Consider the following 24,703-nt stretch of genomic DNA (forward strand, 5'->3'; position numbering starts at 1 on the left):
AACTCGGACAGTCCACGCACTCCACAAATCTCGGTACAGCTCGGTCCGCGTGGGCAACTCAAAGCACGCGGGTGCGTCACTTCGGTGAAACATGGGGCTCCTACTCTGATTGAACCGGTTGGTTCAATCAGGCTCGGTTCCGCGGACTTCAGGAGGCGCTGTGCCGGACGTCAGCTCCGCAAGTTTCATCCCGCGCAAAGTAACCGGCCCACAGGAGGCGGCAGAGGTGCTCGCCGCCGAGGGCGCGGCCATCGTGACCGGGCTGGCGGACGAGGAGAAGGCGGTCGCGATGGGCCGCGCGATCATGGGGGACCGGGCTGTGCGTTGCGGTACCCAGTTCGAGGCGACGAAGGAGAGCGCCCGGGTAGAGGCGATGAAGATGAAGGCGCAGCCCGCCGACAGGCGCGGCCGCAAACGCGACGCCGGCGGCTCGACCGAGGAGCGGATGGTCGCCCACAATGACGGCTTCGCTTTCGGTGACTACGCCCCCGACCATCTGTTCCTGTGGTGCGAGCGGCCCGCGGCCAGCGGCGGCGACTCCTTCCTGATCGACACCTCCCGGCTGCTGGACCTGCTGGCCGCCGATCCCGGCAGCGCCGCGCTCGCCGATTTCTGCCGCACTGTCGACATCGACCACTCCGAGCCCAACTACTCGCAGGGCAGCTTTTCGCCGATCGTCCGGCAGACCCCGTCGGGCCGCTTCCAGGGCCGTCACCATCCCTATCTCGCGCCGGTCGAGGGCCCGTTGGAGCCGGAGCACTGGACGTATGTGCGCGCCTGGCAGGACGCGGTCGTCGCGGCCCGTGACAGCGGGCCGATGTTCCGGGTGGGCCCGGGTGAGATGATCTGCATTGACAACTACCGGGTGCTGCACGGCAGGGACGGGTACAGCGACCCGCTGCGCAGGGTCTGTTCGATCTGGGGCTGGAGCCAGGACGCGGTCGCGGTTCCGGACGGTCCGCTGGACATCGTCGTCCCCCGGATCCCGATGGCATCTTGAAAACTCCGTCATTCTAGGGAGATGTGACGGGATATCAGGATAATCAGGACCTGGGAGCGGCGGCGGCCGTCGCCGCCCGTCGTGCGATCGACTCGGCGGCGGACGCGATCACCCGATCGGTCCCGGCCCGGTCGCCCGAGGTGATCAGGTCCAGTTGCAGGCCGCGCCACAACGCGACCAGTTCCCGGGCCAGATCGTCCGCGGCGGCCTTCGGCACGCCGCCGCCGCCCAGTGATGCCGCAAGTTGTTCGCGCCACTCGCTGCCTACCGACCCCAGGAAGCCGTCGAACCGGCCGCGTCGATGCGCGGCCAGGCCCAGTACCTCGAAGAACGTCCGGTGGAACGGCAGGTTCTCGGCTGCCGCCACCGCGTCCCAGGCCGCGGTGATCCGCTCGCGCAGCGGGCGCAGCTGGTCGTCCATGATGACGAACGCCTCGCTGAGAATCGGGAAGCGCCCGCTCGCCTCGGCCAGCGCGGCCGTGATCAGCTCCTCCTTGGAGCCGAAGTAGTACAGCAGCATGCGATTGTTGGTGCCGATCGCGCTGCCGAGCTTGCGCAGGGTCAAGTCCGCGACGCCGTGCTCCAGGACGTAGTCCGCGGTCAGCGTCAGCAGGCGACCACGTTCGGACAGGGCCGGGGTATCGGGCATGGCCAGCACATTACCCGCAGCTCAATGGGCGTAACCGAGCGGCTCGGGGCCCGATGGGACGCATCACACGTGCCGTGGCCCGGGCGGAGTTCCGCTACTCCGCCGGCCTCCGCCTCACCGGCTTCACCGCCCCCGGCTCCCCAAGCGACTGCGCGGAATCGAGTACCTCGCCGAGGACACTCGCGGCTTCCGGGACGAACGCGACTACCACGACCTCGGTGACCCGTGGACGGGACAGCCTCACTCCCACCCGGAACAGGAAGGCGACGGTCCTTGGCTGTAGCCGTCCTGGCCGAGTACGACGCGAGTGTTGCTGTGCTGGGTCGTCGAGCCCATCCCCGTGATTCCGTGACACTGAGACTCCATTGCCTGCAGCGGTTCCGCGGGCGCTCGCTTCGGCGCCCCGGGCCAAACCCGGGCATGGAATCCGTAAGTAACAAACACGGAATGGCAGGGCAATCTCCGTGCGTCAGTCTCGGCTTGGTCGTCGGGCGACAGACAGTCGGCACTGAGCACGGAGGGATGCGCGATGAGCTTCGTCAGCGCGTGCAGCACGGACCTCCGGTGCCGTGCCCACCAGTCGGCCTGGACGCGCGGACGCGTGGCACACGGTTCACATCCGGAGTCCGAGGGCTCTCACACCTGACCTCGTACCGATGACCGCGGCCGGTGCCCTGCCCTGTCTGCGGTTCCACGGTGCCTCTGCCCCGGGATCGGCCTCCCGCCGCACTCTTCCGCCGCGCGCTTGTCCCACGCCGTCGTCCTGGCGTGCGCGCCTCGCAGGTGTCCATGTGGCCGTTCCCAGCCGCGCTACGCAGAAGGATTTTCGCATGACCACTGCTCCACCCCGGCCTGCCCTGCCCCGCGACTGCACGTTCGATGCCGACGACTGGGCGATCCTCGCCCAGCACTGGTACCCGGTCGCCCTGTCGAGCGAGATCGGCGACGCCCCGGCCGCCGTGCGCCTGCTCGACGAGACCCTGGTGGCCTATCGGGTGGGCGGCAGCGTGGTCGTGGCCCACGACATCTGCCCGCACCGCGGGGTGCCGCTGAGCCTCGGCGGCGGCGACGGGAACGGCATCACCTGCGCGTATCACGGGCTGCGGTTCGGCGAGGGCGGGCGGTGCGTGCAGGTGCCGGCCCATCCGGAGTCGAAGATCCCGTCCCGGCTGAACCTGCGGACCTACCCCGTCGTCGAGCGGTACGGGCTGGTGTGGACCTGCCTGCGCCCCGAGCCCGACACGGCCCCGGTGATCCCGGCCATGGCCCACTGGGACGAGGCGGGCTTCCAGCAGATCAACTGCCCCTGGATCGACATCGCCGCGTTCGCCGGCCGCCAGGTCGAGGGCTTCCTCGACGTCGCCCACTTCGGCTTCGTCCACCTCGACTCCTTCGGCGACCCCGACAACGTGGAGGTCCCCGACTACACCCCGGTACGCCACCAGTACGGCCACTCGGTCGACTACTGGAGCACCGTCAGCAACTACCCGCACGGCACCAAGCAGGCCCCGCCCGGCTTCCGGTGGCTGCGCCGCTTCGACGTGCACCTGCCGTTCACGGCCACGCTCGTCGTGCACTTCCCCGACGGCGGGCTGCTCAGCATCATGAACGCCGCCTCCCCCGTCTCCGCCCGCCAGACCCGCATGTTCGCGCCCATCGCCCGCAACTTCGACACCGACCAGCCCGTCCAGGCCGTATACGACTTCAACCGCACGGTCTTCGAGGAGGACCGCGCCATCGTCGAGGTCCAGAAACCCGAGAACCTCCCCCTCGACCCGAGACTCGAAGTGCACATCCCCGCCGACCGCAGTTCCATCGCCTACCGCCGCGGACTGCGCGACCTGGGCCTCAGCCACTTCTTCACCGCGTAGGGGCCCACCGTGCAGACACTCGACGTCATCGTCCACACGATCTCCCTCGCCTCCGTCACCAGCCGCACTTACGAACTCCGGGCGGCGGACGGCGGGGCCCTGCCGTCCTTCGAGGCCGGCGCCCACATCGACGTCCATCTCGGGCCCTCCCTCGTCCGTCAGTACTCCCTGTGCAACTCCCCCCAGGAAAAGGGCCGTTACCTGATCTGCGTACGGCGCGACGACAGCGGCCGGGGCGGCTCCCGCACCCTGCACCGTGACCTCACCGTGGGCCGACGGCTACGGATCTCGCCCCCGCGCAACCACTTCCCGCTCGTGGCGGCCGGGCGTCACGTGCTCGTCGCGGGCGGAATCGGCATCACACCCCTGCTGTCGATGGCCGAAGCCCTGGCCGCGCGGGGAGCGTCGTTCGTCCTGCACCACTACACCTCCAGCGCGGCGGAGGCCCCCCTGCTGGAGCGGCTCCAGAGCTCCGCTCTCGGCGAGCGGGCCGTGGTCCACCACAGCGACCAGGGGGACACCGTCCGCGCGGGGCTGCCCGCCGAACTACAGGTCCCGGAACCGGACACGGCCGTCTATGTCTGCGGGCCCGACGGTTTCATGACCCACGTCGTGGCCGAGGCGACCGCCGCGGGCTGGCACCCCGGGCAGCTTCACACCGAACGCTTCGCCCCATCGGCTCCGCCGTCCGTCGAAGCCGGAGCCGGAGCGAAAGCCGGAGACGGCGCGAAAGCCGGAGTCGCCACCGAATTCACCGTACGGATCGCGAGCACCGGCACCGGCTATCGCGTCCCCGCCGACCGCACCATCGCCCAGATCCTCACCGCTCACGGCGTCGAGGTCGAGCTCTCCTGCGAGCAGGGCATCTGCGGCGCCTGCCTCACCCCCGTCCTGGCCGGCGAGCCCGACCACCGCGACGAGGTCCAGACCCCGGACGAGCGCGCGGCGGGCGACCGGATCACCATCTGCTGCTCCCGCGCCCGCAGCCCTGAACTCCTCCTCGGCCTCTGACCTGTGGTCTCTGATCCCAGGTCAGCCGCCCGACCGGAGACCGGCCCGGCACCGTCCGGGCCTCGCCCCACCCACGTTCCTCATATCCGCCAGGAGCCGGTGCCGACCCGGCCAGTGAAAGGAAAGCGCGCCATGACCACAAGCACGAACAGTGACGACAGAGCGTTCGCCGCCACCGACCGCCGTCTCTTCCTCAGGCGGGGACTGCAGCTGGGCGGTGCCGTGCTGCTCGGTGGTCCGCTGCTCGCCGCGTGCGGCGGTTCCGACTCGTCGTCCTCGGCCTCCTCCCCCACGTCCTCCGGTTCCAAGAGTTTCGGTGAGCTGACGCTCCGGCTGTCGTGGATCAAGAACGTCGAGTTCGCGGGCAGCTACATCGCGGACAGCAAGGGCTACTACACGGACGAGGGCTTCTCGAAGGCCACGCTGATCGGCGGCGGCCCGTCCGCGACGCCGATGGAGACGGACGTCGTCACCAAGAAGGCGCTCGTGGCGATCAGCGCCCCCGACATCACAGGCGCGGCCGTCGCCAAGGGCGCGCCCCTGAAGATCATCGGTGCGCAGTACCAGAAGAACCCGTTCTGCATCATGTCGATGGCCAAGGCCCCGATCGCCAAGCCGGAGGACATGTACGGCAAGAAGATCGGAGTCCAGGCGGGCAACGAGTCCGTGTGGGCCGCGTACATCAAGGCGACCGGACTGGACGATTCGAAGATCACGAAGGTGCCGGTGCAGTTCGACCCGCTGCCCCTGACCCAGGGCACCGTGGACGGCTGGTTCTCCTTCGTGACGAACGAGCCGAACACGCTGCGCCTGAAGGGCTTCAAGGTCGCCACGATGCTGCTCGCCGACACCGGCTATCCGCTGGTCTCGGAGACGTACTGCGTCCGCCAGGACACCATCGACAAGCAGCGCAACCTGCTCAAGGCGTTCCTGCGCGCGGAGATCAAGGGCTGGAAGGCGAACATCGCCGACCCGGCGCTCGGCGCGAAGCTCGCGGCCGAGACGTACGGCAAGGGGCTCGGGCTGACGACCAAGGAGCAGACCCTCGAGTCCAAGGACGAGAGCGAGCTGATGGTGAGCGCCGACACCAAGAAGAACGGCCTGTTCACGGTCACGCAGGCGCTGATAGACGAGAACATCAAGACGCTGAAGTACGGCGGCCTCGACATCACCGCCGACAAGCTCTTCGACCTCTCGATCCTCGAAGAGGTCTACAAGGAAGACCCCAGCCTCATCTAAGGCCCCCGGCGGTACCGGCGCGGCCCCGTCGGCCCGCCGGTACCGGCTTCCCCTACCCGCACCGCACACAGAGGTCACCTGATGAGTACCGCAGCAGCCGTTCCCGAAGCATCCGACGACTCCGGAGGGTCAGCCGACACCGGCACCGGGCTGTCCCTGCGCGGGCTGAGCAAGGAGTTCAAGCTCGGCCGACAGCGCGTACCCGCACTGGCCGGCGTCGACCTGGACACGGCTGAGGGTCAGTTCCTCGCGCTGCTGGGGCCGTCGGGCTGCGGCAAGTCGACCGTTCTGCGGATCCTCGCCGGGCTCGACAGCCCCACCTCCGGTACGGCCCTCGTACACGGCGAGGACCCGGAGGCGGCCCGCAAACGGCATCACCTGGGCATAGCCTTCCAGGACGCCGCGCTGCTGCCGTGGCGCTCGGTCGCCGCCAACATCCGGCTCCCGCTGGAGATCAGCGGCATCAAGGCCGACCCGGCGGCGATCTCCGACCTCATCAAGCTGGTCGGCCTCGAAGGCTTCGAGAAGGCCCGCCCCGCCCAGCTCTCCGGCGGCATGCGGCAACGCGTCGCCATCGCCCGCTCGCTGGTCGTCGACCCCAAGGTGCTGCTGCTGGACGAACCGTTCGGCGCGCTGGACGACATGACCCGCCAGCGGCTCAACCTCGAACTCCAGCGCATCTGGCAGGCCCGCGCGGTGACCACCCTGCTCGTCACGCACTCCATCAACGAGGCCGTGCTGCTGAGCGACACCGTCGCGGTCATGTCGCCCCGTCCGGGCCGGATCGTGGAGAAGGTCACCATCGACCTGCCCCGTCCCCGCACACCGGAGATGATGCGCTCGCCCGAGTTCCACGCGTACGCCGACCGGTTGTCGGAACTCCTGTTCGGCCGCACCGACACTCCCGCCGACAGCGCCGCCGACGCTCCCGATCCCGCTGTGGAGGCGTCATGAGTGCGCGGCGTTCCGCCTGGGCCGGCGGGGCCGTCGGCATCGCGGCTCTGATCGGGGCGTGGTCGCTGCTGTCCACCACGGTCGTCGGCACCGGGGACGGCGTGCCCACCCCCTGGGCGGTCGTGGCGAGCGTGTTCGACGACGGCTGGACCTTCTACAGCCCGCATGTCGAGCAGACCGTCGGCGAGGCCCTGACCGGTTATCTGGTCGGCAACGGGCTGGCGCTGGGCCTGGCGGTACTGGTGCTGCTGGTGCCCGTGCTGGAGCGGGTGATCACGCAGATCGCGGTGGCCTCGTACTGCCTGCCCATCGTGGCGATCGGCCCGATCCTGTCCCTCGTCCTCGACGGGGACAAGCCGATGTCGGCGATGGCCGGGCTGTCGGTCTTCTTCACCACCCTCATCGGCGCACTGCTCGGGCTGCGCTCGGCCGACCCGGCCGCGCTCGACCTGGTACGCGCCTACGGCGGCGGCCGCTGGCAGCAGATGCTGCGGGTCCGCCTGATCGCCGCGCTGCCCAGCACCCTGGCCGCACTCAAGATCGCGGGTCCGGCGGCGCTGCTCGGCGCGATCATCGGCGAATACCTCGGCCGCGTCGACAGCGGCCTCGGTATCGCCATGACCATCGCCCAGCAGCAGCTCGACGTGCCCCGCACCTGGGGCATCGCCCTGGTCTCGGGCGCGGTGGCAGGCGTCGCGTACGGCGTGGTCGGGCTGGTCGCCCGCTACGCCCTGCCGTGGTCGCGCACGACGACAGTGGAAGGCGGAGGCGCATGAGCACCGCGACGGAGACGGGGACCAGGACGGACGCGGCCCCCGTGGTGCGCTTCGTGGCGGGCGTGCTGCGCCCGCTGCTGAACGTGGTCGTGACGATGGCGGCCGTCGTCGTCCTGTGGATCGTCTTCCTGCAGGTCTACGACCTGGACCCGCTGGTGGCCAAGTCACCGGTCGACATCTTCCACTACTTGTTCACCGGCCCGGACGCGGGCGCCCACCGCTCCCTGGTCTCCTCCGGTCTGGGCCGCACGCTGCTCGACGCCGGGTCCGGCTTCGTGGCCGGGCTGGCGGCGGCGGTCGGGGTGGCGGTCGTCTTCGTACTGTCCCGGAGCGTCGAGCAGGCGCTGCTGCCGATGGCGGTCGTCCTGCGGTCGGTGCCCCTGGTGGCGATGACCCCGCTCATCACCCTCGTCTTCGGACGGGGCCTGACGGCCACCACCGTCATCAGCGGCCTGGTCGTCTTCTTCCCCGCCCTGGTCACCATGACCTTCGGCCTGCGCTCCGCCTCCCGTCAGGCGGCCGATCTGTGCCGCGCGTACGGCGCCGGAGACTGGACCGTCGCCCGCAAGGTCATGCTGCCCAGCGCGGTCCCCGCGTTCTTCGCCAGCGCCCGCGTCGGCGTCCCCGGAGCCCTGATCGGCGCGCTGCTCGCCGAATGGCTCTCCACCGGACAGGGCCTCGGCTACGCCATGCTCAAGGACTCCTCCACCTTCGACTACGACCACCTCTGGGCCTCGGTCGCGGTCCTCACCGCGGTGTCCGCACTGGCGTACAACATCATCGCGGCCATCGAGACCGTCGCCCTGGCCCGCTTCGCGCCCAACATCCGTCCGGGCAGCTGATCCCGTCCCGTCTGCAACTGGAGACCTGCGCAATGGATGCCTCCGCCTTCGCCACCACGTTCGGCGCCCAACTCCCCCCATGGGTGCTGACCGAACTGGCCGAGGCGCCCGAGACCCTGCCCACCGACGAAGACCGTGTCCGTCTCACCAACCGTCTCGCTGAACGCAACCACCGCGAGGACACCGGCGGGCCGTTCGCCGCCCTCGTCGTGGAGACGGGGACCGGACGACTCGTGTCGGCCGGGGTCAACCTCGTCCTGGCCTCAGGGCTCTCCTCCACCCACGCCGAAGTCGTCGCCCTCTCCCTCGCGCAGACCCGTCTGGGCGCGTGGGACCTCGGCGCGCCGGGCGGTCCCGATCTCGAACTGGTCGTCAACTGGCGCCCCTGCGCCATGTGCTACGGCGCCGCGATGTGGTCCGGAGTCCGCCGTCTGGTCATCCCCGGAGAAGGACCCGAGCTGGAACAGCTCACCGGTTTCGACGAAGGCCCCATGCGCGAGGACTGGGCCGAGCAGTTCGAGCGGCGCGGCATCCAGGTCGTGTCCGGCGTGCTGCGTGACGAGGCGGTCGCGGTCTTCCGGGCCTACGGCGAACGCGAGGACGCCGTCGTCTACAACGCACGCGGGGCCGCGACCGTCACCTCGTAGCCGGCCGGGTCGCGTCCCCGGCCGGCAGACCGATCACGGCGGCGACGCCGACACCGACCACAGCAGTCCCGGCACACCGTGTACTCGGGCCGGTGCCGTCCAGCCGCTCCACCTGGTTCCTCAGTCAAAGTTGAGGATCCGACACCCAAAAATGAACGTATCCGCAGGTCAGCGACCTGCACTGGTGGGGCAGGTGAGACTCGAACCCACGGCCGACGGATTATGAGGCCGTTGGGGATCTTGGCGGTCCTTGCCGATCAACGCTCATCTATGTCGTTTCCGCAGGTCAGAGGCGCTGATCCCTGCATGATGCCTGCCGATGTGTTCCTGCCCTTGTGGCCCTTCAATGGCCCCTGGGAGTAGATGAGTTGGACACTCACCACAGAAGCAGCCCAGTCCGCACAGTTGAGCCCAGGGGACAGAACCCTCGCACAGTGGATTCCCTCACCGATGCGTTGATGCTCCACCCCGGGTACCGGGGTGGAGCATCAACATCGACTTTCGACAGGCGATCAACCGAGGACGTAGCTCTCGTCACCGAAGTCAGCGACGATCTTCAACTTACCGCCGAGCGCCCTGACGTAGGCCGCGAGGGTGTCGACCTCGCTGCGCTCAAGCTGCCCCTTCTCGATGCGTGAGACGCGCGCCTGTGTGACACCCATGGCTTCGGCGACCTGAACCTGCGTGGTGTGCTGCCGCTTCCGCAGCTCGGCAAGGCGGTGCACACGGGAGGCCAGGACCATCGCCTGCGCTCCCTTCTCGATCTGATCCTTTTCGGCATCGCTGAAGGCGAATTCCTCGGCCAGGTCTCCCCAGGAGACGGCCTGCGGGTCCTTGAGGTGATCAGTCATCGTGCCCCGTCCTCTCCATCGATGCGCTTCAGATGCTCCGCGTATGCCTGCTCCGCCTGCGGCACCGCGACGCGGTACCAGCCGGACCAGTTGCCCGCCTTGTCACCGCCGACCAGGATCACGGCCTGCCGGTCCGGGTCGAACACGAACAGCAACCGTACTTCCGTGGCCCCTGCCGAGCCGGGGCGAAGCTCCTTGAGGTTCGGCAGCACCGAGCCCTTGATCGTGTCCACCAGAGGCCTACCCAACGCGGGACCCTCTTCCTGAAGGGCAGTGACAGCCTGGCTGACCTGTAGCAGAGTGTCGCGGTCAGTGCGGCGCAGGCCGTGAAGCCACGACAGCGCCGGCTCGACCACGACAATCTTCCAAGCCATGGACGCGTCCCCCTCCACGATTTATTACACTGGCAGCATACACCACTGACGTCATAACGGCAGATGTGGGACCGGGCTGGCCCAGGCGGTTTGGCCGACCCCTCGGGTCCTGTACCGGGAGGCGGCGCGGATGCGACCGCCGTCGACGGGGCCGGGGAAAGCCGGAATGGTTACAGCAGACCAGGCGACGCGCCACACCCGATGGGTCCCCTTGGCCTGCACCACGAGCCAGCCACTGGTGGCCCGCTCACATCTCGGGGCGCCGTTTTCAGAACTACCTGTGGCGGGTCCCGCGTTCCTGCCCTGCGACGGGGGCCCAGCAGCCGACGGATGCGCTCGTACAGAAGTTGCGCGCGGCCGTGTACCTCCCCGCTCCTCGACCGCGCTTCCTTCCCCGAGGACCACCCCCTGTCCAGTGGGCCGCTCAGCATGTCGGTGAAGACCATCGGCGACCGGCTGGCGGTTGACGATCACCGCGTCGGCGGCTTGACGCCGCTCAGGTTGCCATCTGGGCCGTTTTCAGTACGGGCCGTTTCTCCCTCGCGCCGACCGGCCTCGTCGGCACCTGCATGAGCCCCTTGCCACCACGCCGCACCGACTCCGCTCCTCCGGGGCAGCGTGGCCGACTCAACTCCGGAACACTCCATTCCGGTTTCCTCGCGGCGTCCAGCCGGCGTCCAGAATTCGGTACCCAACCAGCCACAGGGGCCATGTATCGCAGGCTCAGCCGCTGGGAACTAGGACATCGGCGCAGGTCAGAGCCACTCACACCACCGACACTGGCAACCAGGTTGAACTCACGAGCAGCGGATTCAGTCCTTTCAGGCGAAGTTGACGATCCGACACCCAAAAATGAACGTATCCGCAGGTCAGCGACCTGCACAAGTGGGGCGGGTGGGACTCGAACCCACGGCCGACGGATTATGAGTCCTTCGAGGATCTTGGAGACCCTTGTCGATCCATGCTCATCTTGGCCGTTTTCCCAGGTCAGACGCATTTTGACGCCTCAGTCTTTCTCGGCCCTTGCCGGTCTTTTCCGATCCTTGTGTCCAACCTGCGTCCAGAACTCGTCCTGGAAGGACGAGTCCGGCTGAGTACGGAGACCGTCACCCCCGCCCGGAAGCGTCGAAACGCCGCGACCCACGTCTGCCCGCGGTCCGTTCTGCGACTCGCTTCTTGGAGTCAGGGGATGATGCTCCACCCCGGGGCGAGGGGTGGAGCATCATCTCTCGGTAAGCCAATCCGTTGCGACACGGCCGGACCACCGCGGCCCTCGCCAACCTGCGGTTACCGCGTTGCGGTGGCCAGTGCCGCGCGGATGGCGTCCTCGCCGGCCGGCTGGCCCTTCTCGTTCGAGTACGGCCCGTACGGGGTCCCCCACACCGGCGTGCCCGTCGCCTGCCGCCAGCTGTCGGCCAGCGGTCCCGCATCCACCACGCCGTACCCGATGCATTCGATGAATTCGGTCACCGCCACCTTCGCCGGCGCGGAGTCCCCGGCGATCGGCAGGTACGAGCGGTCGGCCGCCCCGGCCGGGCGGGCGAGTGACAGCAGGTGCTTGAAGAAGATGTTGTTGAACGCCTTCACGACCATGGCGTCCGGGCTGTGCCGCAGCAACAGTTCGCTCGAGGTGAGCGACTCTTTGTCCAACTCAGCGATGTGCCCGTCACGCTCAGGGCCGTAGTTGCACGTGTCGATGACCGGCTTCCAGGCCAGTGGCTCGGCGGGCAGGTTGGGGAACGCCTTGACCGGCACCGTGACCACGACGATGTCACCGGCCGCCGCGGCCTCCCCGCTCGTCGCCGCGGACGCCCGCGGCCCCAGTTCCGCGACCGTGTCCGCAAGCGTTTCGGGACCGCGCGAATTGCTGAGCACGACCTGGTGCCCCGCCTCGACGGCGAGCCGCGCGAGGGTACCGCCGATATGTCCGCTTCCGATGAATCCCACAGTCGTCATATTCTCGGCGTCCTTCCAGAAGAGCCGAACCCTTGTCATTTGCCGGGCCCGTTGCGATTCGGGTCCCTGCCGTCAGCCGGCGGAGAAGTAATGGCCGTTGTCCAAATCGGCGAGCAGGCCCGGCTGAGCGGGTTCCCAGCCGAGGGTCCGGCGGGTGACGAGGTTGGACGCCGGGTAGCTCTGCGTGACTATGTTCGCGAGGAACCCGAAGTATCCCGGCACCATCAGTACGTCCGCGGGAACGCTTACGGTGGGCAGGCCCAGCCGGCTGCCAATGGCCTCGGCGATCTCGCGGAACGGAATGCCTCCGTCCCCAACTGCGTGCCAGTAATTGCCGGCCGGCCCCTTCTCCAGCGCCAAGCGGAACAAGGAGGCGACATCGCGGACGTGCACGGCGTTCCACAGGTTCGCGCCGTCTCCGGGGTAGCCGACGAAACCCTTCTCCTTCGCGAGCGCGATCAGTGTGGGGAGGAAGCCGGCACGATCGGTCGTGCTGTGCGCGATGTTGGCGATCCGCACGACCGAAGACCGCACTCCCCGCTCGGCGAGGCCGATGACGGCGGTCTCGACGACGTTACGGACCCGCAGGGTGCCCTTGTACTCATCGCCGCCGGGAAGGGCCGGGTCCTCCTCGGTGGCGGGCCGGCCCAGATTCCCTGGCGAGCCTATGCTCCCCGCCGCGATCAGCGGCTTTCCGGTTCCCGCCAGTGCCTCGCCGTACGCGAGCATGATCGGGAGCTCCGCGGCGGCCACGGCGTCGATCCCGCCGGACGGAAGCAGGTCCTGCCGGTGCGCGACGTGGATGACGCCGTCGGAGTCCGCGGCCGCCTCCTTGAGCCCGTCGAGGTCCTCGAGGTCGCCGCGACGCACCTTCGCGCCGAGCGCGGACACAGCCGCCGCGGCCGTGTCCGACCGGGCCAGGCCGGTGACCTCATGTCCGGCGGCGATGAGCTCGGGGATGATGTACGAACCGGAATGGCCGGTCCCGCCAGTGACGAAAACGCGCATGTGACTGTTCCTGGTGAGAGTGGGTGGAGGGGCTGCTTCTCCGCGTGCCGCAGATCCACTGGCGTGGTGCGGCGTGGGAAGTGGTGGTGCGTGCGCTCAGCCGGTGAATTCGTCGACGCCGAGGGCGAAGTCCCCGTGGCCGACCCCGTTACCGGCGAGGCCCACCGTGACCAAGCCCATTCCTTCCAGCCAGTGCGCCATTTTCAGACCGCCCACGTCCAGCGGGCGCAGACCGAGGCTCTTGATGAATGCCGCCACGCCCGCCTTGGCCTGCGCATTGTCGCCGGCGATGAAGACATTGGGCCGGCCCTTCTCCAGGACACTGCGGAAGATGGTGTTGAACGCCTTCACCACGGTGGCGTCGGCCGGGGCGACCTTGGCGACTTCCTGCGCGATCGAGGTCTCCTCGTTGTGGGCCAGTCCGTCGAACGTGGCGTTGAACGGGTTGCTGATGTCGACGATGACCTTGCCGGCGAGGGCGTCTGCGTACTCGGCGACGACCGGAACGACACCGTCGTACAACAGGGCCGTGATGACGATGTCCCCGGTCGGGACGGCGCCCCACTGGCCCGTCGTAGCGCCGCCGCCCAGAGCCTTGGCCAGGTCATCGGCCTTGGACCGATCGCGTCCCATTACCTCGACGGTGTTGTCGCCCGCCACGGCGAGCGTGCCGATGGTGCGGGCCATGTTCCCCGTACCGATGAGGGTGATGCTGCTCATGAGGTGCGCTCTCTTCCTGTTCTCAAGGTGTCGTTCTGTCTCGCTCGTGCAGGGTCAGGCGCAGGGCATCGGTCGCGAGGTTTACGGGCCGACTGCCGTGCCTTTTCCGGCACCTCCGGCTCGCCGGCGCGAATTCGGCGCGTGGCGGATGTCCGCGTTCGAGATCAGTTCGTTGTGGCGACCGGGTTGTTGCGGGGTCTGCCCGCGGTATTTCCGGTGTGTGGATCAGATGGCGGTGGTACCGCCGTCGGCGACCAGTTCCAGGCCGTTGACGTAGCTGGAGTCGTCGGAGGCGAGGAACAGGGCGATGGTCGCGATTTCATCGGGGCGGCCCATCTTTCCGCGCGGAATGAGGGACTCGAATGCGGCCTTAGTCGCCTTGTCGAACAGTTCTTCCTGTTTGGCGGTGGCGACCTGACCGGGGGTCAGGACGTTGACCCGGATCCTGCGGTCACGCAGTTCGTTGAGCCAGACGCGGGCCCAGGCCTGCTGGACGGCTTTGCTTCCCCCGTAGAGGCTCCAGCCGGGGAAGGCGCCGAGTGAGGCGTTGGATCCGGTCATAAGAATTGAGCCGTTGTCGTTGATCAGCGGCAGTGCCTTCTGCACGGTGAACAGGGTCCCGCGCGCGTTGAGCCAGAAGGCGCGGTGGAACTGTTCCTCGGTGATCTCGCCGAGGACGGCGTGTTCGCCCGTCCCGGCACTGGCCCACAACACGTCGATCGAGCCCTTTTCCCGCTTGACGGTGTCGTACAGGCGGTCCAGGTCGTCCAGTTCGGCCGCATCACCCTGGACGGCGGTGACGTTGCGGCCGATCAACTTGACGGCGTCATCCAGTGCTTCCTGCCGCCGGGCCTGGATGAAGACGTGCGCTCCTTCCTCGACAAACAGTTTGGCTCCGGCCAGTGCCATACCGGTGGATCCGCCGGTGATCACCGCTACCTTGCCATCGAGCTTTCCCACGATCACTCCGCTGAATTAGCTGAACTAATGGATTTCTGAAACACCGCGCACATTCCGGGCCCGGGCTCTGCCATCAAGCCCAGATGTCGAATTCTTGCCCCGAATTCCCTTCGGCCCTAATGGGTGCCTATTCAGGTTCCCATCGGCCTGAGCGGGTGTCCAAGACCTCTTTTAGCGGTGGTGATACCCTGAAGGCATCACCGGACCGGGAGACTTCATGGATCTGGACCTACGGAAATTGCGTTACTTCGCCGCCGTGGCCGACCAGTTGCACTTCGGCCGGGCCGCCGATGAGCTGCATGTCGCGCAGCCGGTGCTCAGCCGGCAGATCCGCGCGCTCGAGCAGGATCTCGGCGCCTCACTGTTCACCAGAGACCGTCACGGCGTGGCGCTGACCGACGCGGGCCGACAACTGTTGGCCGACGCCGGTCCGCTGCTCGCCTCCGCGCGCGCGGTTCGCCGCCGGGTGTCCGTGGCCGCCCGCGGCAGTCGGCGGCTGACGGTCGGTTTCCGGGCCGGCATCCCGGTCAGCCCGGCGGCGCGAGCGTTCGGGGCCCAGCACCCGGACGTGGTCGTGGACCTGCAGCGGATAGAAGGGGACGACCAGGCCCCGATGCTGCTCGACGGCCGCATCGACGTCGGCTATGTGCGGCTGCCCATCGACGAGGTCGGCCTGCGCGTCACCCCGCTGTACACCGAGCCGCGGGTGGCTGTGCTGCCCACCGGCCACCGGTTGGCCGGCAAGGCGGAGGTCACCGAGGCCGACCTGGCCGGCGAACCGCTGCTCTGGCATGCCGACCCGAGCACGCAGCCCACCAGCCGCCCGCACCCCAACGCCGGGTACCTGGTGCGCGGGGTGGACGAGACGCTCGAACATGTCGCGGCCGGCCGGGGCATCTCGTTCCTGGCCCGTTCGGCGTCCGTGTTCTACTCACATCCGAACGTCGTCTATGTGCCCATCCCGGATCTCGCGCCCGACCAGGTGTGCCTCGCGGTGGCGGCATCGCATACCTCACCAGTGGTCGATGACTTCATCACCGCCGCTCAGGAGACGGCCGAGATCACGGCAGAATGTGGGAACTACGAAATGTGGCAGCTTGGCAGCGATGCCGTTTCAAAGCACGGTTGAGCGGTCCAACTGACAACAAGAGCACCTGGCGGATACCTGGCCGCCGGACGAGCGGATCAGGATGCTGCGGCCCCTGTCGGCGCACCTGGCGCACCTGATACGCGGCCGGGCCTGGCTGGAGCATCAGACTCTGCCGGTCGACGAGCGGCAAACCGTGGGTGCCCTTTTGCGTCAGCTCGCCTTCTACAGTGCCGAAATCGCCGAGGTGGAACGGCGGCCAGCCGCCGAGGCGTCAGACCACCCAGTCGTGCGGCGCTTGATGACCATCCCCAAAGTGGACGCGATACCGCAGTCACCGTGCCGGCTGCGGTCCGAGACTTCCGCCGCTTCACCAACGCGGACAAGCTCGTGTCCTACCCCGGCATGAACCCGCGGGTGCGCGCGACAGCACCCGCAACAAGCGCCCTCCGGTCGCGTTCGTCCGGGCGGACGGCCGGCCGTCCGTCCGTCGGGTACTTCGACTGAGACCCCGACGCCGTCCTGGCCACCGCGTTCTCGCAAAGCGCCCGGATCCCCAACCTGCGCGAAGATGGTCGGCCTGCCCGACGACAGCAGACCTACGTCCGAAGAGCTGCACGAGGCCGGCAAGCCGCGTCGCTTCGTCCTCTCCCTGCTCCAGACCTGATCGGTGGCATCCCGCCAGGTGAATGCGGACAGCGAATCACCCCAGAGACACCATCGGCCGGGACCCGGCTGCGCCGCCCCGGCCCCTGTACGGCCCCTGGGTTTCGTCATCGACCTCACGGCAGCCACCCGGCCCCCGAGCGACAGCTTCGACCATCGACTCCACCGCAGATCAGAAGGGTCGCAGCTCTCCGACCACCACCCAACTCCACACTCACGAGCAGCGGACCTGGTGACGCGCGGCAACCGGGGCCGACCGACGACGAGTGACAGACCTGCGGGCGAGCCGGGTGCGCTCTCCCTCTGAGATCAGGCGCGCACGTCTCGCTGCTGAACTTCCTTGAGTACTTCGGCCACTGTGGCGAAGTCGTTGTCCACGTGGAGGACGGTGTGCCCATGGTGCACAGCCGTCGCGCACACCAACAGATCGATCGCCCCAGCCGCCCGATGCTGGCCCTGCTGGGTCAGTTTGTACTGGGCGGTGTCGACCCAACGCCAGGCGTTCTTCGGAACCGGAGAGAGCAAGCAGAGCGCGTCCAGTTCCTCTGCGAGCTCATCCCGATGGGACGGGCTGGTTGCCGAGTAGAGAAATTCGGCACGTGTCGGCTCGCAGAGATGGAACACCCCGGCGGCAATGTGTCCCTCCCAGGGACGCAACGCACCGGGGGTGCGAAACAGGTGCCACAGAGCCGAGGTGTCCACCAGATACGTGATCACTCGAAGGCCTCGCGTCGCGCACGCTTCTCCGCGTCATGCGCCGCCGCGGCCTGCTCGAACTCTCCACGCGCACCCCGCGCGGCCAGCTTCTCCGCAGCCTCAAGCCGCTTGATCCGCGCCACATAGTCCCGAAGGGCCGCGTTGACGGTCTCCTTCTTCGTCGTGGCGCCCATGAGCCGCATGGCCTCGGCCAGCGCCTCGTCGTCGAGATCAATCTGCGTGACGGACATCGGACACCTCCAACATCCACGATGTATGTACCTAAGATACATCACCAACATCGGGCGCAGCCATCGATCCCGAACAGGCCACGCGAGGGAAGTGCATGGAACTTCGGCGCGGCGGAGTCCCTTACCGACGCGTTGGTGCTCCACCCCGGATACAGAGGTGGAGCACCAACGTCGATTTCAACAGGCGATCAGCCGACGACGTAGGTCTCATCACCGAAGTCAGCGACGATCTTCAGCTGCTCCGCCTGGGGCACAGCGACGCGGTACCAGCCGGACCAGTTGCCCGCCTTGTCACCGCCGACCAGGATCGCGGCCTGTCGGTCCGGGTCGAACACGAACAGCAACCGCACTTCCGCGGCCCCTGACAGCTTGGCTGACCTGACTCAGGTGTCGCGTTCAGTACGACGCAGGCCATGAAGCCACGAGAGAGCCGGCTCGATCACGACGACCTTCTGGTGTGCGGGTGCTGTCGGAAGAAGTCTCTGTGGGCATGTCGGTCCTCGATTCCGTGGTGGTGGGTCGCGTCGCCGTGAGGGGGCGGACGCCGACGGTGTCGAGATAGGTTTCGAGGCCGCTGAGGTCGGCGGTGTCGACCACGGCGGCGACGTATCCGTCCGGGCGGATGAGCACCCACTGTTCGCAGGACAGCCCGTAGGCGCTCTGGACGCGGTCGCTGGTGTCGAGGATGTCGCCCCGGGTGCCGATGGTGTGGATGCGCAGGCCGCGGCGTGGTGCCGGAGCCGATGTGTCGTCGACGTCGTGGCCGAGCAGGGTCCAGTGAGGTCCTTGGAACAGGCTGAACAGCCGGGTGGGAAGGCCGCCGGCGCCGGTCACGGGCGCGTCGGGCGCACGGTCGCCGGCGAGTACACCGGTGTCGCGTTCGGGGGTGTGCAGCGACAGGGGTGAGTCCAGGTAGCCGAGGTCGAGCTGGCTGACCTCGCGCCCCCGGTGGATGTCACGGTTCTTGGCCGCTTCGAGCAGCTTCTCGGACAGCCCGAGAACGGCTTGGGCGATCGGCCGGCGTTCCTGCTCGTACGTCTCCAGCAGGGATTCCGGGGCGCCGTCGAGTACGGCGGCGAGCTTCCAGCCGAGGTTGTAGGCGTCCTGGACACTGGTGTTGAGGCCCTGCCCGCCGGTCGGCGGATGGCAGTGCGCCGCGTCCCCGGTCAGGAAGACGCGTCCGCGCCGGTAGGTGTCGGCGAGCCTGGCGTTCATGCTGAACGCGGACGCCCAGGACACGGAGCGGATCACGACGTCGTGGCGACCGGCGCGTTCACGGAAGAACGCGGTGAGTCCGTCGGCGGAGAGGTCCAGGTCGACGTCGAAGGGGATGGGGGCCTGGAGCTGGAACATGTCGGTGCCGTACAGCGGGCACATCGACACCTGCCCGGCGGTGCCCTCGCCCCAGCGGTGCCAGGCGTCCGACGAGACGCCGTCGACGTAGACGTCGGCGACGACGGCGCGTACGCCGTGGGTCTTGCCGGGGAAGCCGATGCCGAGGGTCTTGCGGACGAAGCTGGAGCCGCCGTCGGCACCGATCAGGTAAGCGGCCCGGACGGTCTGTTCGCCGTCCGGAGTGGCGATCACCGCGGTCACGCCCTCGGCGTCCTGGTCGAAGCCGACGAGTTCGTGGCTGTAGTGCGGGGCATGACCGAGTTCGGCGAGGCGTTCACGCAGCCGGCGTTCGGTGAGGAACTGCGGGACGAGCAGTGGTATCTGGTACGGCTCCTCCGGCGTCGGCTCCGACATCTCCACGCCCACCTGGTCAATGGGTCCGTCGGCGGTGTAGATGCGCTGGACGGGGTATTCGCCGCCGGAGGCGACGATCCGGTCGATCACGCCAAGGTCCTCGAAGACCTCCTGACTGCGGGGTTGGATGCCCTTGCCGCGGGAGCGGCACCCGTCCCGCAGATGATCACATCGGTGTCGGTGGTGTGTGCCATAGCACTTGTGCTCTTTCGGTAAGTCCAGTACGGGCTGCACGACGGTCCCGTCGGGTTCAGGGCACCAGGACGGTGCGCGTGCCCGGGACCTCGGGTGCGCTCCACGCGGTTCGGATGTCGGCGAGGGGTACGGCCTTGGCGGTGACCGTGAGGCCTCCGGCCTCGATCTCGTCGACGAGGGAGGGCAGTTCCTCCAGGTAGGTCCTGGTCGACACGGCACCCTGGCCGTTGCCCTGGAGGCGGAAGTTCGCCGAGCGCAGTGCCACTGACGGGAGTTCGATGGTGGGGCCGGCCATGGCGCCGATCTGGATCCAGTTCAGGGCACGGCCGCGGTCGGCGCGAGCCCGCAGCAGTGCCATGATCGCGTCGCCGGCAGGCTTGCCCCACAGGTAGTCGATGACCAGGTCGACCTCGGCGGCCTCCCCGGCCAGGGCCGCGGCGGTGGCGTCGGCGTCGCCGGTGAGCGCGACGGTCGCATCGGCGCCGAGCCCGGGCAGGGTCGCCAGGCGGGCCTGGTCACGGCCGGCGCCGACGACCCGGCCGGCGCCGAGGCGCTTGGCGACCTGTACAGCCATCTGGCCGGCGTTGCCGGTGGCGCCGAGGATCAGCACCGACTGCCCGGCCTCGATCGGGACGCGGCGGCGCAGCGCCACCCACGCCGACATGGCCGGGTTCATCGCCGCGGCGATCTTCACCACGTCGGCGCCGTCGGGCAGCGGGATGCTGTGGCGGCTGTCGATGACGGTCCGGGTGGCCATCGGGCCGATGAGGTCGTCATCGGCGACGAAGTACACCAACCGGCCGTCCTCGCGCCGGCCGACCCCGTCGACACCGGGCACCATCGGCAGCTTCCCGGTGCTGGTGTAGTGGCTGCCCGACGCACCGGTACGTACGCGGGGGTGCAGGCCCACCGCGAGGACGTCGACGAGCACCTGGTCCTCGCCGGTCGGGGCGGGCAGGCCGAAGGGCACGTAGCGGGGCGGGCTGTCGAACGAACTGACGACGGCGGCATGGATGTTCACGGGAACCTCCTCAGATTTGATACGCGACACAAAGGTTTTAGTACGTGACGCAAATTAAATTAGTAGGTGCCGCGTACCTTTGCAAGTAGGATCGGGACATGAGCTCATCCTCCGACATGCCGCCCCCGCCCGGGCCGTCATCCGCGGACGAGGACTTCGGACTGGTCGACGCCCTGGCCCAACTGTCGTTCCTGGTACAGAACGGCCTGGCCGAGATCGCGGGACAGTACGACCTGTCGATCACCCAGACGCGGCTGCTCGGGATACTTCGGGACCGGGAGCCGACGATGAACCAGCTCGGCCGCCACCTCGGCCTCGACAAGTCCTCCATCACGGGCCTGGTCGACCGTGCGCAGCGCCGGGGCCTGGTCACCCGCACCGTCAGCGCCGTCGACCGGCGCTCGTACCAGGTGTCGATCACCGACGCCGGCCGTCAGCTCGTCGAACAGGTCGCCACGCAGTTCGCCGGACAGATCGAGAGGTGTGTCGAGCCACTGCCCGAAACCGACAGAAAGCAGCTGTCACAGCTGGCGACCCGGATCGTGACCGCGGACGCCCAGGCCCGCGGCATCGACCTGCACCACACCCCGCACTGACCGGACTCCGTCAAACGGACCCACGCGGCACCGTCACCACGTGCTTGCCATGCTCTGCCGCGGCCGCCAAGCTCGTCCAGTGCTCGCGGCGCGGCACGAGCTCCGGTCGGCCACCGCCGAAGCGGTGCTCAGCCCGCCTACCCCTGCTCCGTGCCGGTCGTCGGCGGGACCACTTTGAGGTTCGCGTCGGGCTGCACCCAGGACAGGTCTGCGCCCTCGGGGGCCTCGAGATCCATGGCGGCACTCCAGACGGCGGGCAGTTCGGAGAACTCCCCAATGGGCGGTCTGTACATGCGGAGCACCCTGGCCGGGGAAACCCCGGCTCCCGGTGAGCTGTCCACCGGGAGCACCGAGTCGCCGGGGAAGATGCTCCGCTCCAGACTGATGCAGCGGGCGTGACAGGTCACCTTGTTCACCGAGGGCCGCTCGTACACGATCAGCACCCGCAGTAGCCCCTCAGGCTCGGTACCAGTCATGCTGTGAATGCCTCCATCTGGGCCACTCGGAGGTTCGCCATGGGCTGCACCCAGGACAGGTCCGTGCCCTCGGGAGCCTCGAGCTCGATCGCGGCGCTCCAGCCAGGGGTCAGTTCGGTGAACTCCCCGTACGGCCGTCGGTGTATCCGGAGCACCCGGGCCGGGGAGACCCCGGCATCCGGTGGGCCGTTCTCCGGAAGCACTGAATCGCCGGAGAAGACGCTCCGCCCCAGACTGATGCAGCGGGCGTGACAGGACACCCTGTTCGCCGAGGGCCGCTCGTACACGATCAGGACTTTCAGTAGTCCGACAGGCTCGGTGCCAGTCACGCGGGGGATGCCTCCATCCAGGATCAGAACCAGTTCATAACCTTGTCGGCCACATCGGATGCCACACCGCTGCCGATGATGCCTCCGACGGCACTCCCGACGACACCGCCGACGACGGTACCCGCACCGGGTATGGCCGAGCCGATGGACGCACCTACTTCCGCGCCGTAGGCGGCGCCCGCGAGACCGCCCGCGGCACCGCTGGGGGGCGAAAGCCGTGCCCCCAGCTGGCAGGTGCGGCCCACCCGTCTGCCGTACGTGTCGACTCCAGGAGCCGCAGCAGGTCGGACCGGGACCAGGCCGTCGCGCCCTCATCCGGTCGAACTGCCCGTTCACCAGGGGGACTTGCGCGATGGTCTGCCCTCGCTCAGGGAGCGATAACGGCCGGCGGGTGGACGCCCCGGGGAGGCACCCGCGCGTTCCACAGCCCTGCCCGGCTGCACCACTCGACGGGAGGCCGTCCGGCGCGCCGTACCGCGGGTATTCCCTGTCCCGTCGGTTCCTCTCCGCCCGAGTCCGGTCTCACCGAAGTATTCGGCGGCCTCCCGCGGCACGGTGTCGGGCCGTGCAGTCCCGAGCCCAGGACCGTCCTGGTCGGCCCGTCGGCCCGTCGGCCCGTCGGCCCGTCGGCCCCGAGGCTCGGAAACTGTCAGGTGGTACTGCTGGTCTCAGCCTCGCGTCTGGTGGCGTCGGGTTCCCGCAGAGGACCATGAAGATCCGAGCCCGGAGCCCCGACCTGGGCAGGGCACGGGCACGGGCACGGGCACGTCATACCGCGCGCTGCCCGGCTCGCAGATCGTCCACCCCCTCCCCCGCCGGAGAGACAATGGCTGACGCAGCCGGATTCAACGAACGCAATATCGAGGAGTTCCGCGCGAACCACGGACAGTTGGGTGGGGGGTTCGCCGGGGCCCCGGTGCTGTTGTTGCACACCATAGGGGCGCGCTCAGGCGCGGCCCGGGTGAATCCGATGATGTACCTGGCCGATCAGGGCCGTTATCTGGTCTTCGCCTCCAAGGCGGGCTCCGACCGTAATCCGGACTGGTACCACAACCTCGTCGCGCATCCCGAGGTCCGGATCGAGGTGGGTGACGACGAAATCGCCGTAGAGGCAGAGGAGTTGCGCGGCGCCGAGCGCGACACCGCGTTCGCGGAGCAGGCCCGCCGTTACCCGGGCTTCGCCGCTTACCAGCGCAAGACCCGACGAGTGATCCCCGTCGTCGCGCTCATTCCCACCGGCAAGGGCACAGCGCCCGCCGATCGCACAGAACGGACGTCGTCGTGAGCATGCCCTATCTCGCTCAGCCCGATCAGCAGCAGAAACTCGAATGGCTCGACGGAGGCCAGTTCGCCGTACTCCTGGACAGCGCGGCCACCGAGGGCCAGCTGACCGTCGGGCGGTTCAGCGTCGCCAAGGGCGAGGCGCCGCCGTACCACATGCACACCCGCGAGGACGAGATCTTCATGCTCATCAAGGGCACCGCGCTGCTGTGGTCGAACGACCAGGAGATGGAACTGTCGGAGGGCGGCATCGTCTACCTGCCCAGAAACGTCCCGCACGGCTACCGGATCACCTCGGACACCGCGGACCTGTTGATGATCTGCACTCCGGGCGGTATCGAGGGCATGTTCCGGCACGCCGGACGCGACCTGTCTGCCCCCCGGCCCGAAGGATTCGAGATCTCCAAGGACCGGATGGCCGAGGCCGCCGACCTGTACGGACAGATCGTCCTCGGCCCGCCGCGCTGAGCGCCGGCACCCCCACGCTCCACCCGCGCATCCACCCCGCACGAAAGGCACCGCCATGTCCGGGCAACAACGCCGCGCCCTCGACGAGATGCTCCGCCACGCACCGCTCGACGTCGGAGGCGACGTGGCCGAAGCGCGCGCCGTCTTCCACGAGATGATGACCTCGATACCGCTGCCACCGGATGTCACGACCGCCCCCGGGCACCTCGGCGGCGTGCCCGTCGTCACCGTCGACACACTCGGCAGCGATCCGTCCCGCGTGCTGCTGTACTTCCACGGCGGTGCGTACGCCATCGGTTCCGCGGCCGACGCGGCGGGCCTGGCCGCGGACGTGTCCCGGCGCTGCGGTGGCCGTGCTGTCTGCGTCGACTACCGGCTGGCCCCCGAGCACCAGTTCCCCGCGGCCGTCGAGGACGCGGTGGCCGCGTACCGCGCGCTGCTCGACCAGGCGATCCCCGCCGACCGGATCGCCTTCGTCGGCGAGTCCGCGGGCGGCGGCCTGACCGTCGCAACGCTGGTCGCGGCCAGGGAGGCGAGCCTGCCCCAGCCTGCGTCGGCCACGGTGTTCTCGCCGTGGGCCGACCTCACAGTGTCCGGCGCCAGTGCGACGGGCAAGGCCCGTCTGGACCCCGCGCTGACCCCGCAGGCCCTGCGTACCCGCGCCCGCGACTACCTCGCTGGGACGCCCGGCACCGAACCGCTGGCCAGCCCCGTCTTCGCCGACCTCGCGGGCCTGCCTCCCCTGCTCATCCAAGTGGGCTCGCACGAGATCCTGCTGGACGACGCCGTACGACTGGCCGGACGCGCCGCCGACCACGACGTACCCGTCGCACTCCAAGTCTGGCCCCAAGTCCCCCACGTCTTCCAGGCGTTCGCCGCCCTGCTCGACGAAGCCGACGAGGCACTGGACTCCGCCGCCGCCTTCGCCCGGACCCACTGGGCCCGTGCCGCGAACGCCGCCGAAGGCACCGCACCCGACGCCACGCCGGACCCCGCGCTCCAGCCGTGACCGCGATCGCCCCGCACACTT

General features: G+C 68.7%; 27 protein-coding genes. 14 read left to right on the plus strand and 13 right to left on the minus strand.

Annotated features, from left to right (window positions below):
- Positions 1 to 160 precede the first annotated feature (160 nt).
- A complete protein-coding gene (locus ACFY0P_RS13385; RefSeq protein ID WP_388911003.1) occupies positions 161 to 1,000 on the plus strand; it encodes a TauD/TfdA family dioxygenase in 840 nt (279 codons plus the stop codon).
- 43 nt (positions 1,001 to 1,043) lie between these two features.
- Here the strand turns inward: ACFY0P_RS13385 and ACFY0P_RS13390 are convergent, their stop codons facing one another.
- A complete protein-coding gene (locus ACFY0P_RS13390) occupies positions 1,044 to 1,649 on the minus strand; it encodes a TetR family transcriptional regulator (RefSeq protein WP_388911006.1) in 606 nt (201 codons plus the stop codon).
- Between the two features lie 830 nt (positions 1,650 to 2,479).
- Between ACFY0P_RS13390 and ACFY0P_RS13395 the strand changes: the two genes are divergently transcribed.
- The 7 genes from ACFY0P_RS13395 (at position 2,480) to ACFY0P_RS13425 (ending at position 8,989) form a co-directional block, all read left to right on the plus strand.
- Complete coding sequence (locus tag ACFY0P_RS13395) at positions 2,480 to 3,520, plus strand: Rieske 2Fe-2S domain-containing protein (protein ID WP_388911009.1); 1,041 nt, start codon at positions 2,480 to 2,482, stop codon at positions 3,518 to 3,520.
- A gap of 9 nt (positions 3,521 to 3,529) precedes the next feature.
- On the plus strand, positions 3,530 to 4,531 hold the full coding sequence (locus ACFY0P_RS13400) for a PDR/VanB family oxidoreductase (protein ID WP_388911016.1): 1,002 nt from the start codon (positions 3,530 to 3,532) through the stop codon (positions 4,529 to 4,531).
- 132 nt (positions 4,532 to 4,663) lie between these two features.
- Positions 4,664 to 5,770, plus strand: a complete 1,107-nt coding sequence (locus ACFY0P_RS13405) for an ABC transporter substrate-binding protein (protein WP_388911019.1) — start codon at positions 4,664 to 4,666, stop codon at positions 5,768 to 5,770.
- Positions 5,771 to 5,851: 81 nt separating this feature from the next.
- On the plus strand, positions 5,852 to 6,724 hold the full coding sequence (locus tag ACFY0P_RS13410; protein ID WP_388911022.1) for an ABC transporter ATP-binding protein: 873 nt from the start codon (positions 5,852 to 5,854) through the stop codon (positions 6,722 to 6,724).
- Positions 6,721 to 7,500, plus strand: a complete 780-nt coding sequence (locus tag ACFY0P_RS13415; RefSeq protein WP_388911025.1) for an ABC transporter permease — start codon at positions 6,721 to 6,723, stop codon at positions 7,498 to 7,500. Before ACFY0P_RS13410 ends, ACFY0P_RS13415 begins: the two co-directional genes overlap by 4 nt.
- Positions 7,497 to 8,342 (plus strand): ABC transporter permease, encoded by an 846-nt coding sequence (locus ACFY0P_RS13420; protein WP_388911028.1) that lies wholly within the window; start codon positions 7,497 to 7,499, stop codon positions 8,340 to 8,342. The genes ACFY0P_RS13415 and ACFY0P_RS13420 overlap by 4 nt, the downstream gene beginning before the upstream one ends.
- Positions 8,343 to 8,374: 32 nt before the next feature.
- Positions 8,375 to 8,989 carry a nucleoside deaminase gene (locus ACFY0P_RS13425; protein WP_388911031.1) on the plus strand — a complete coding sequence of 205 codons (615 nt, stop codon included), beginning with the start codon at positions 8,375 to 8,377 and terminating at the stop codon, positions 8,987 to 8,989.
- Between the two features lie 512 nt (positions 8,990 to 9,501).
- Here the strand turns inward: ACFY0P_RS13425 and ACFY0P_RS13430 are convergent.
- The 6 genes from ACFY0P_RS13430 to ACFY0P_RS13455 form a co-directional block, all read right to left on the minus strand.
- Positions 9,502 to 9,840, minus strand: coding sequence for a helix-turn-helix domain-containing protein (locus tag ACFY0P_RS13430; RefSeq protein ID WP_388911033.1), 339 nt, complete (start codon positions 9,838 to 9,840; stop codon positions 9,502 to 9,504).
- Positions 9,837 to 10,214, minus strand: a complete 378-nt coding sequence (locus ACFY0P_RS13435) for a type II toxin-antitoxin system RelE/ParE family toxin (RefSeq protein ID WP_388911036.1) — start codon at positions 10,212 to 10,214, stop codon at positions 9,837 to 9,839. Before ACFY0P_RS13435 ends, ACFY0P_RS13430 begins: the two co-directional genes overlap by 4 nt.
- A gap of 1,287 nt (positions 10,215 to 11,501) precedes the next feature.
- Positions 11,502 to 12,161 carry an NADPH-dependent F420 reductase gene (locus tag ACFY0P_RS13440; RefSeq protein ID WP_388911469.1) on the minus strand — a complete coding sequence of 220 codons (660 nt, stop codon included), beginning with the start codon at positions 12,159 to 12,161 and terminating at the stop codon, positions 11,502 to 11,504.
- Between the two features lie 81 nt (positions 12,162 to 12,242).
- Complete coding sequence (locus ACFY0P_RS13445; RefSeq protein ID WP_388911039.1) at positions 12,243 to 13,178, minus strand: SDR family oxidoreductase; 936 nt, start codon at positions 13,176 to 13,178, stop codon at positions 12,243 to 12,245.
- A gap of 96 nt (positions 13,179 to 13,274) precedes the next feature.
- Positions 13,275 to 13,898: an NADPH-dependent F420 reductase gene (locus tag ACFY0P_RS13450; RefSeq protein WP_388911042.1), complete on the minus strand. Its 624-nt coding sequence runs from the start codon at positions 13,896 to 13,898 to the stop codon at positions 13,275 to 13,277.
- Between the two features lie 225 nt (positions 13,899 to 14,123).
- On the minus strand, positions 14,124 to 14,858 hold the full coding sequence (locus tag ACFY0P_RS13455) for an SDR family NAD(P)-dependent oxidoreductase (RefSeq protein ID WP_388911044.1): 735 nt from the start codon (positions 14,856 to 14,858) through the stop codon (positions 14,124 to 14,126).
- A 217-nt stretch (positions 14,859 to 15,075) separates the two neighbouring features.
- Between ACFY0P_RS13455 and ACFY0P_RS13460 the strand changes: the two genes are divergently transcribed.
- Together ACFY0P_RS13460 and ACFY0P_RS13465 are read left to right on the plus strand one after the other, a co-directional pair.
- Entirely contained in the window at positions 15,076 to 15,987 is a 912-nt protein-coding gene (locus ACFY0P_RS13460) for a LysR family transcriptional regulator (protein ID WP_388911047.1), read from the plus strand.
- A gap of 111 nt (positions 15,988 to 16,098) precedes the next feature.
- Complete coding sequence (locus ACFY0P_RS13465; RefSeq protein ID WP_388911472.1) at positions 16,099 to 16,452, plus strand: transposase; 354 nt, start codon at positions 16,099 to 16,101, stop codon at positions 16,450 to 16,452.
- A gap of 468 nt (positions 16,453 to 16,920) precedes the next feature.
- On the opposite strand, the gene ACFY0P_RS13470 is transcribed toward ACFY0P_RS13465, so the two are convergent.
- From ACFY0P_RS13470 to ACFY0P_RS13490, 5 genes are all read right to left on the minus strand, one after another.
- Positions 16,921 to 17,328, minus strand: coding sequence for a PIN domain nuclease (locus ACFY0P_RS13470; RefSeq protein WP_388911049.1), 408 nt, complete (start codon positions 17,326 to 17,328; stop codon positions 16,921 to 16,923).
- Entirely contained in the window at positions 17,325 to 17,558 is a 234-nt protein-coding gene (locus ACFY0P_RS13475) for a type II toxin-antitoxin system VapB family antitoxin (RefSeq protein WP_020136336.1), read from the minus strand. Before ACFY0P_RS13475 ends, ACFY0P_RS13470 begins: the two co-directional genes overlap by 4 nt.
- A gap of 188 nt (positions 17,559 to 17,746) precedes the next feature.
- Positions 17,747 to 17,908, minus strand: a complete 162-nt coding sequence (locus ACFY0P_RS13480) for a hypothetical protein (RefSeq protein ID WP_388911052.1) — start codon at positions 17,906 to 17,908, stop codon at positions 17,747 to 17,749.
- Between the two features lie 46 nt (positions 17,909 to 17,954).
- A complete protein-coding gene (locus tag ACFY0P_RS13485; protein ID WP_388911055.1) occupies positions 17,955 to 19,397 on the minus strand; it encodes an FAD-dependent monooxygenase in 1,443 nt (480 codons plus the stop codon).
- A gap of 160 nt (positions 19,398 to 19,557) precedes the next feature.
- Positions 19,558 to 20,523, minus strand: a complete 966-nt coding sequence (locus ACFY0P_RS13490) for a zinc-binding alcohol dehydrogenase family protein (protein ID WP_388911058.1) — start codon at positions 20,521 to 20,523, stop codon at positions 19,558 to 19,560.
- A 98-nt stretch (positions 20,524 to 20,621) separates the two neighbouring features.
- Here ACFY0P_RS13490 and ACFY0P_RS13495 point away from each other — a divergent pair, with 98 nt between their 5' ends.
- Entirely contained in the window at positions 20,622 to 21,119 is a 498-nt protein-coding gene (locus ACFY0P_RS13495) for a MarR family winged helix-turn-helix transcriptional regulator (RefSeq protein WP_388911061.1), read from the plus strand.
- 137 nt (positions 21,120 to 21,256) lie between these two features.
- Here ACFY0P_RS13495 and ACFY0P_RS13500 read toward each other — a convergent pair whose 3' ends face one another.
- Positions 21,257 to 21,595: a hypothetical protein gene (locus tag ACFY0P_RS13500; RefSeq protein WP_388911063.1), complete on the minus strand. Its 339-nt coding sequence runs from the start codon at positions 21,593 to 21,595 to the stop codon at positions 21,257 to 21,259.
- 1,155 nt (positions 21,596 to 22,750) lie between these two features.
- On the opposite strand from ACFY0P_RS13500, the gene ACFY0P_RS13505 reads away from it, so the two are divergent.
- The 3 genes from ACFY0P_RS13505 to ACFY0P_RS13515 are packed head-to-tail and all read left to right on the plus strand — an operon-like array spanning position 22,751 to position 24,682.
- A complete protein-coding gene (locus tag ACFY0P_RS13505) occupies positions 22,751 to 23,209 on the plus strand; it encodes a nitroreductase family deazaflavin-dependent oxidoreductase (protein WP_388911066.1) in 459 nt (152 codons plus the stop codon).
- Between the two features lie 2 nt (positions 23,210 to 23,211).
- A complete protein-coding gene (locus ACFY0P_RS13510; protein WP_388911474.1) occupies positions 23,212 to 23,673 on the plus strand; it encodes a cupin domain-containing protein in 462 nt (153 codons plus the stop codon).
- A 55-nt stretch (positions 23,674 to 23,728) separates the two neighbouring features.
- Positions 23,729 to 24,682 carry an alpha/beta hydrolase gene (locus ACFY0P_RS13515; protein WP_388911069.1) on the plus strand — a complete coding sequence of 318 codons (954 nt, stop codon included), beginning with the start codon at positions 23,729 to 23,731 and terminating at the stop codon, positions 24,680 to 24,682.
- Positions 24,683 to 24,703 lie beyond the last annotated feature (21 nt).

The organism is Streptomyces sp. NPDC001714, from assembly GCF_042892755.1.
Taxonomy (GTDB): domain Bacteria; phylum Actinomycetota; class Actinomycetes; order Streptomycetales; family Streptomycetaceae; genus Streptomyces.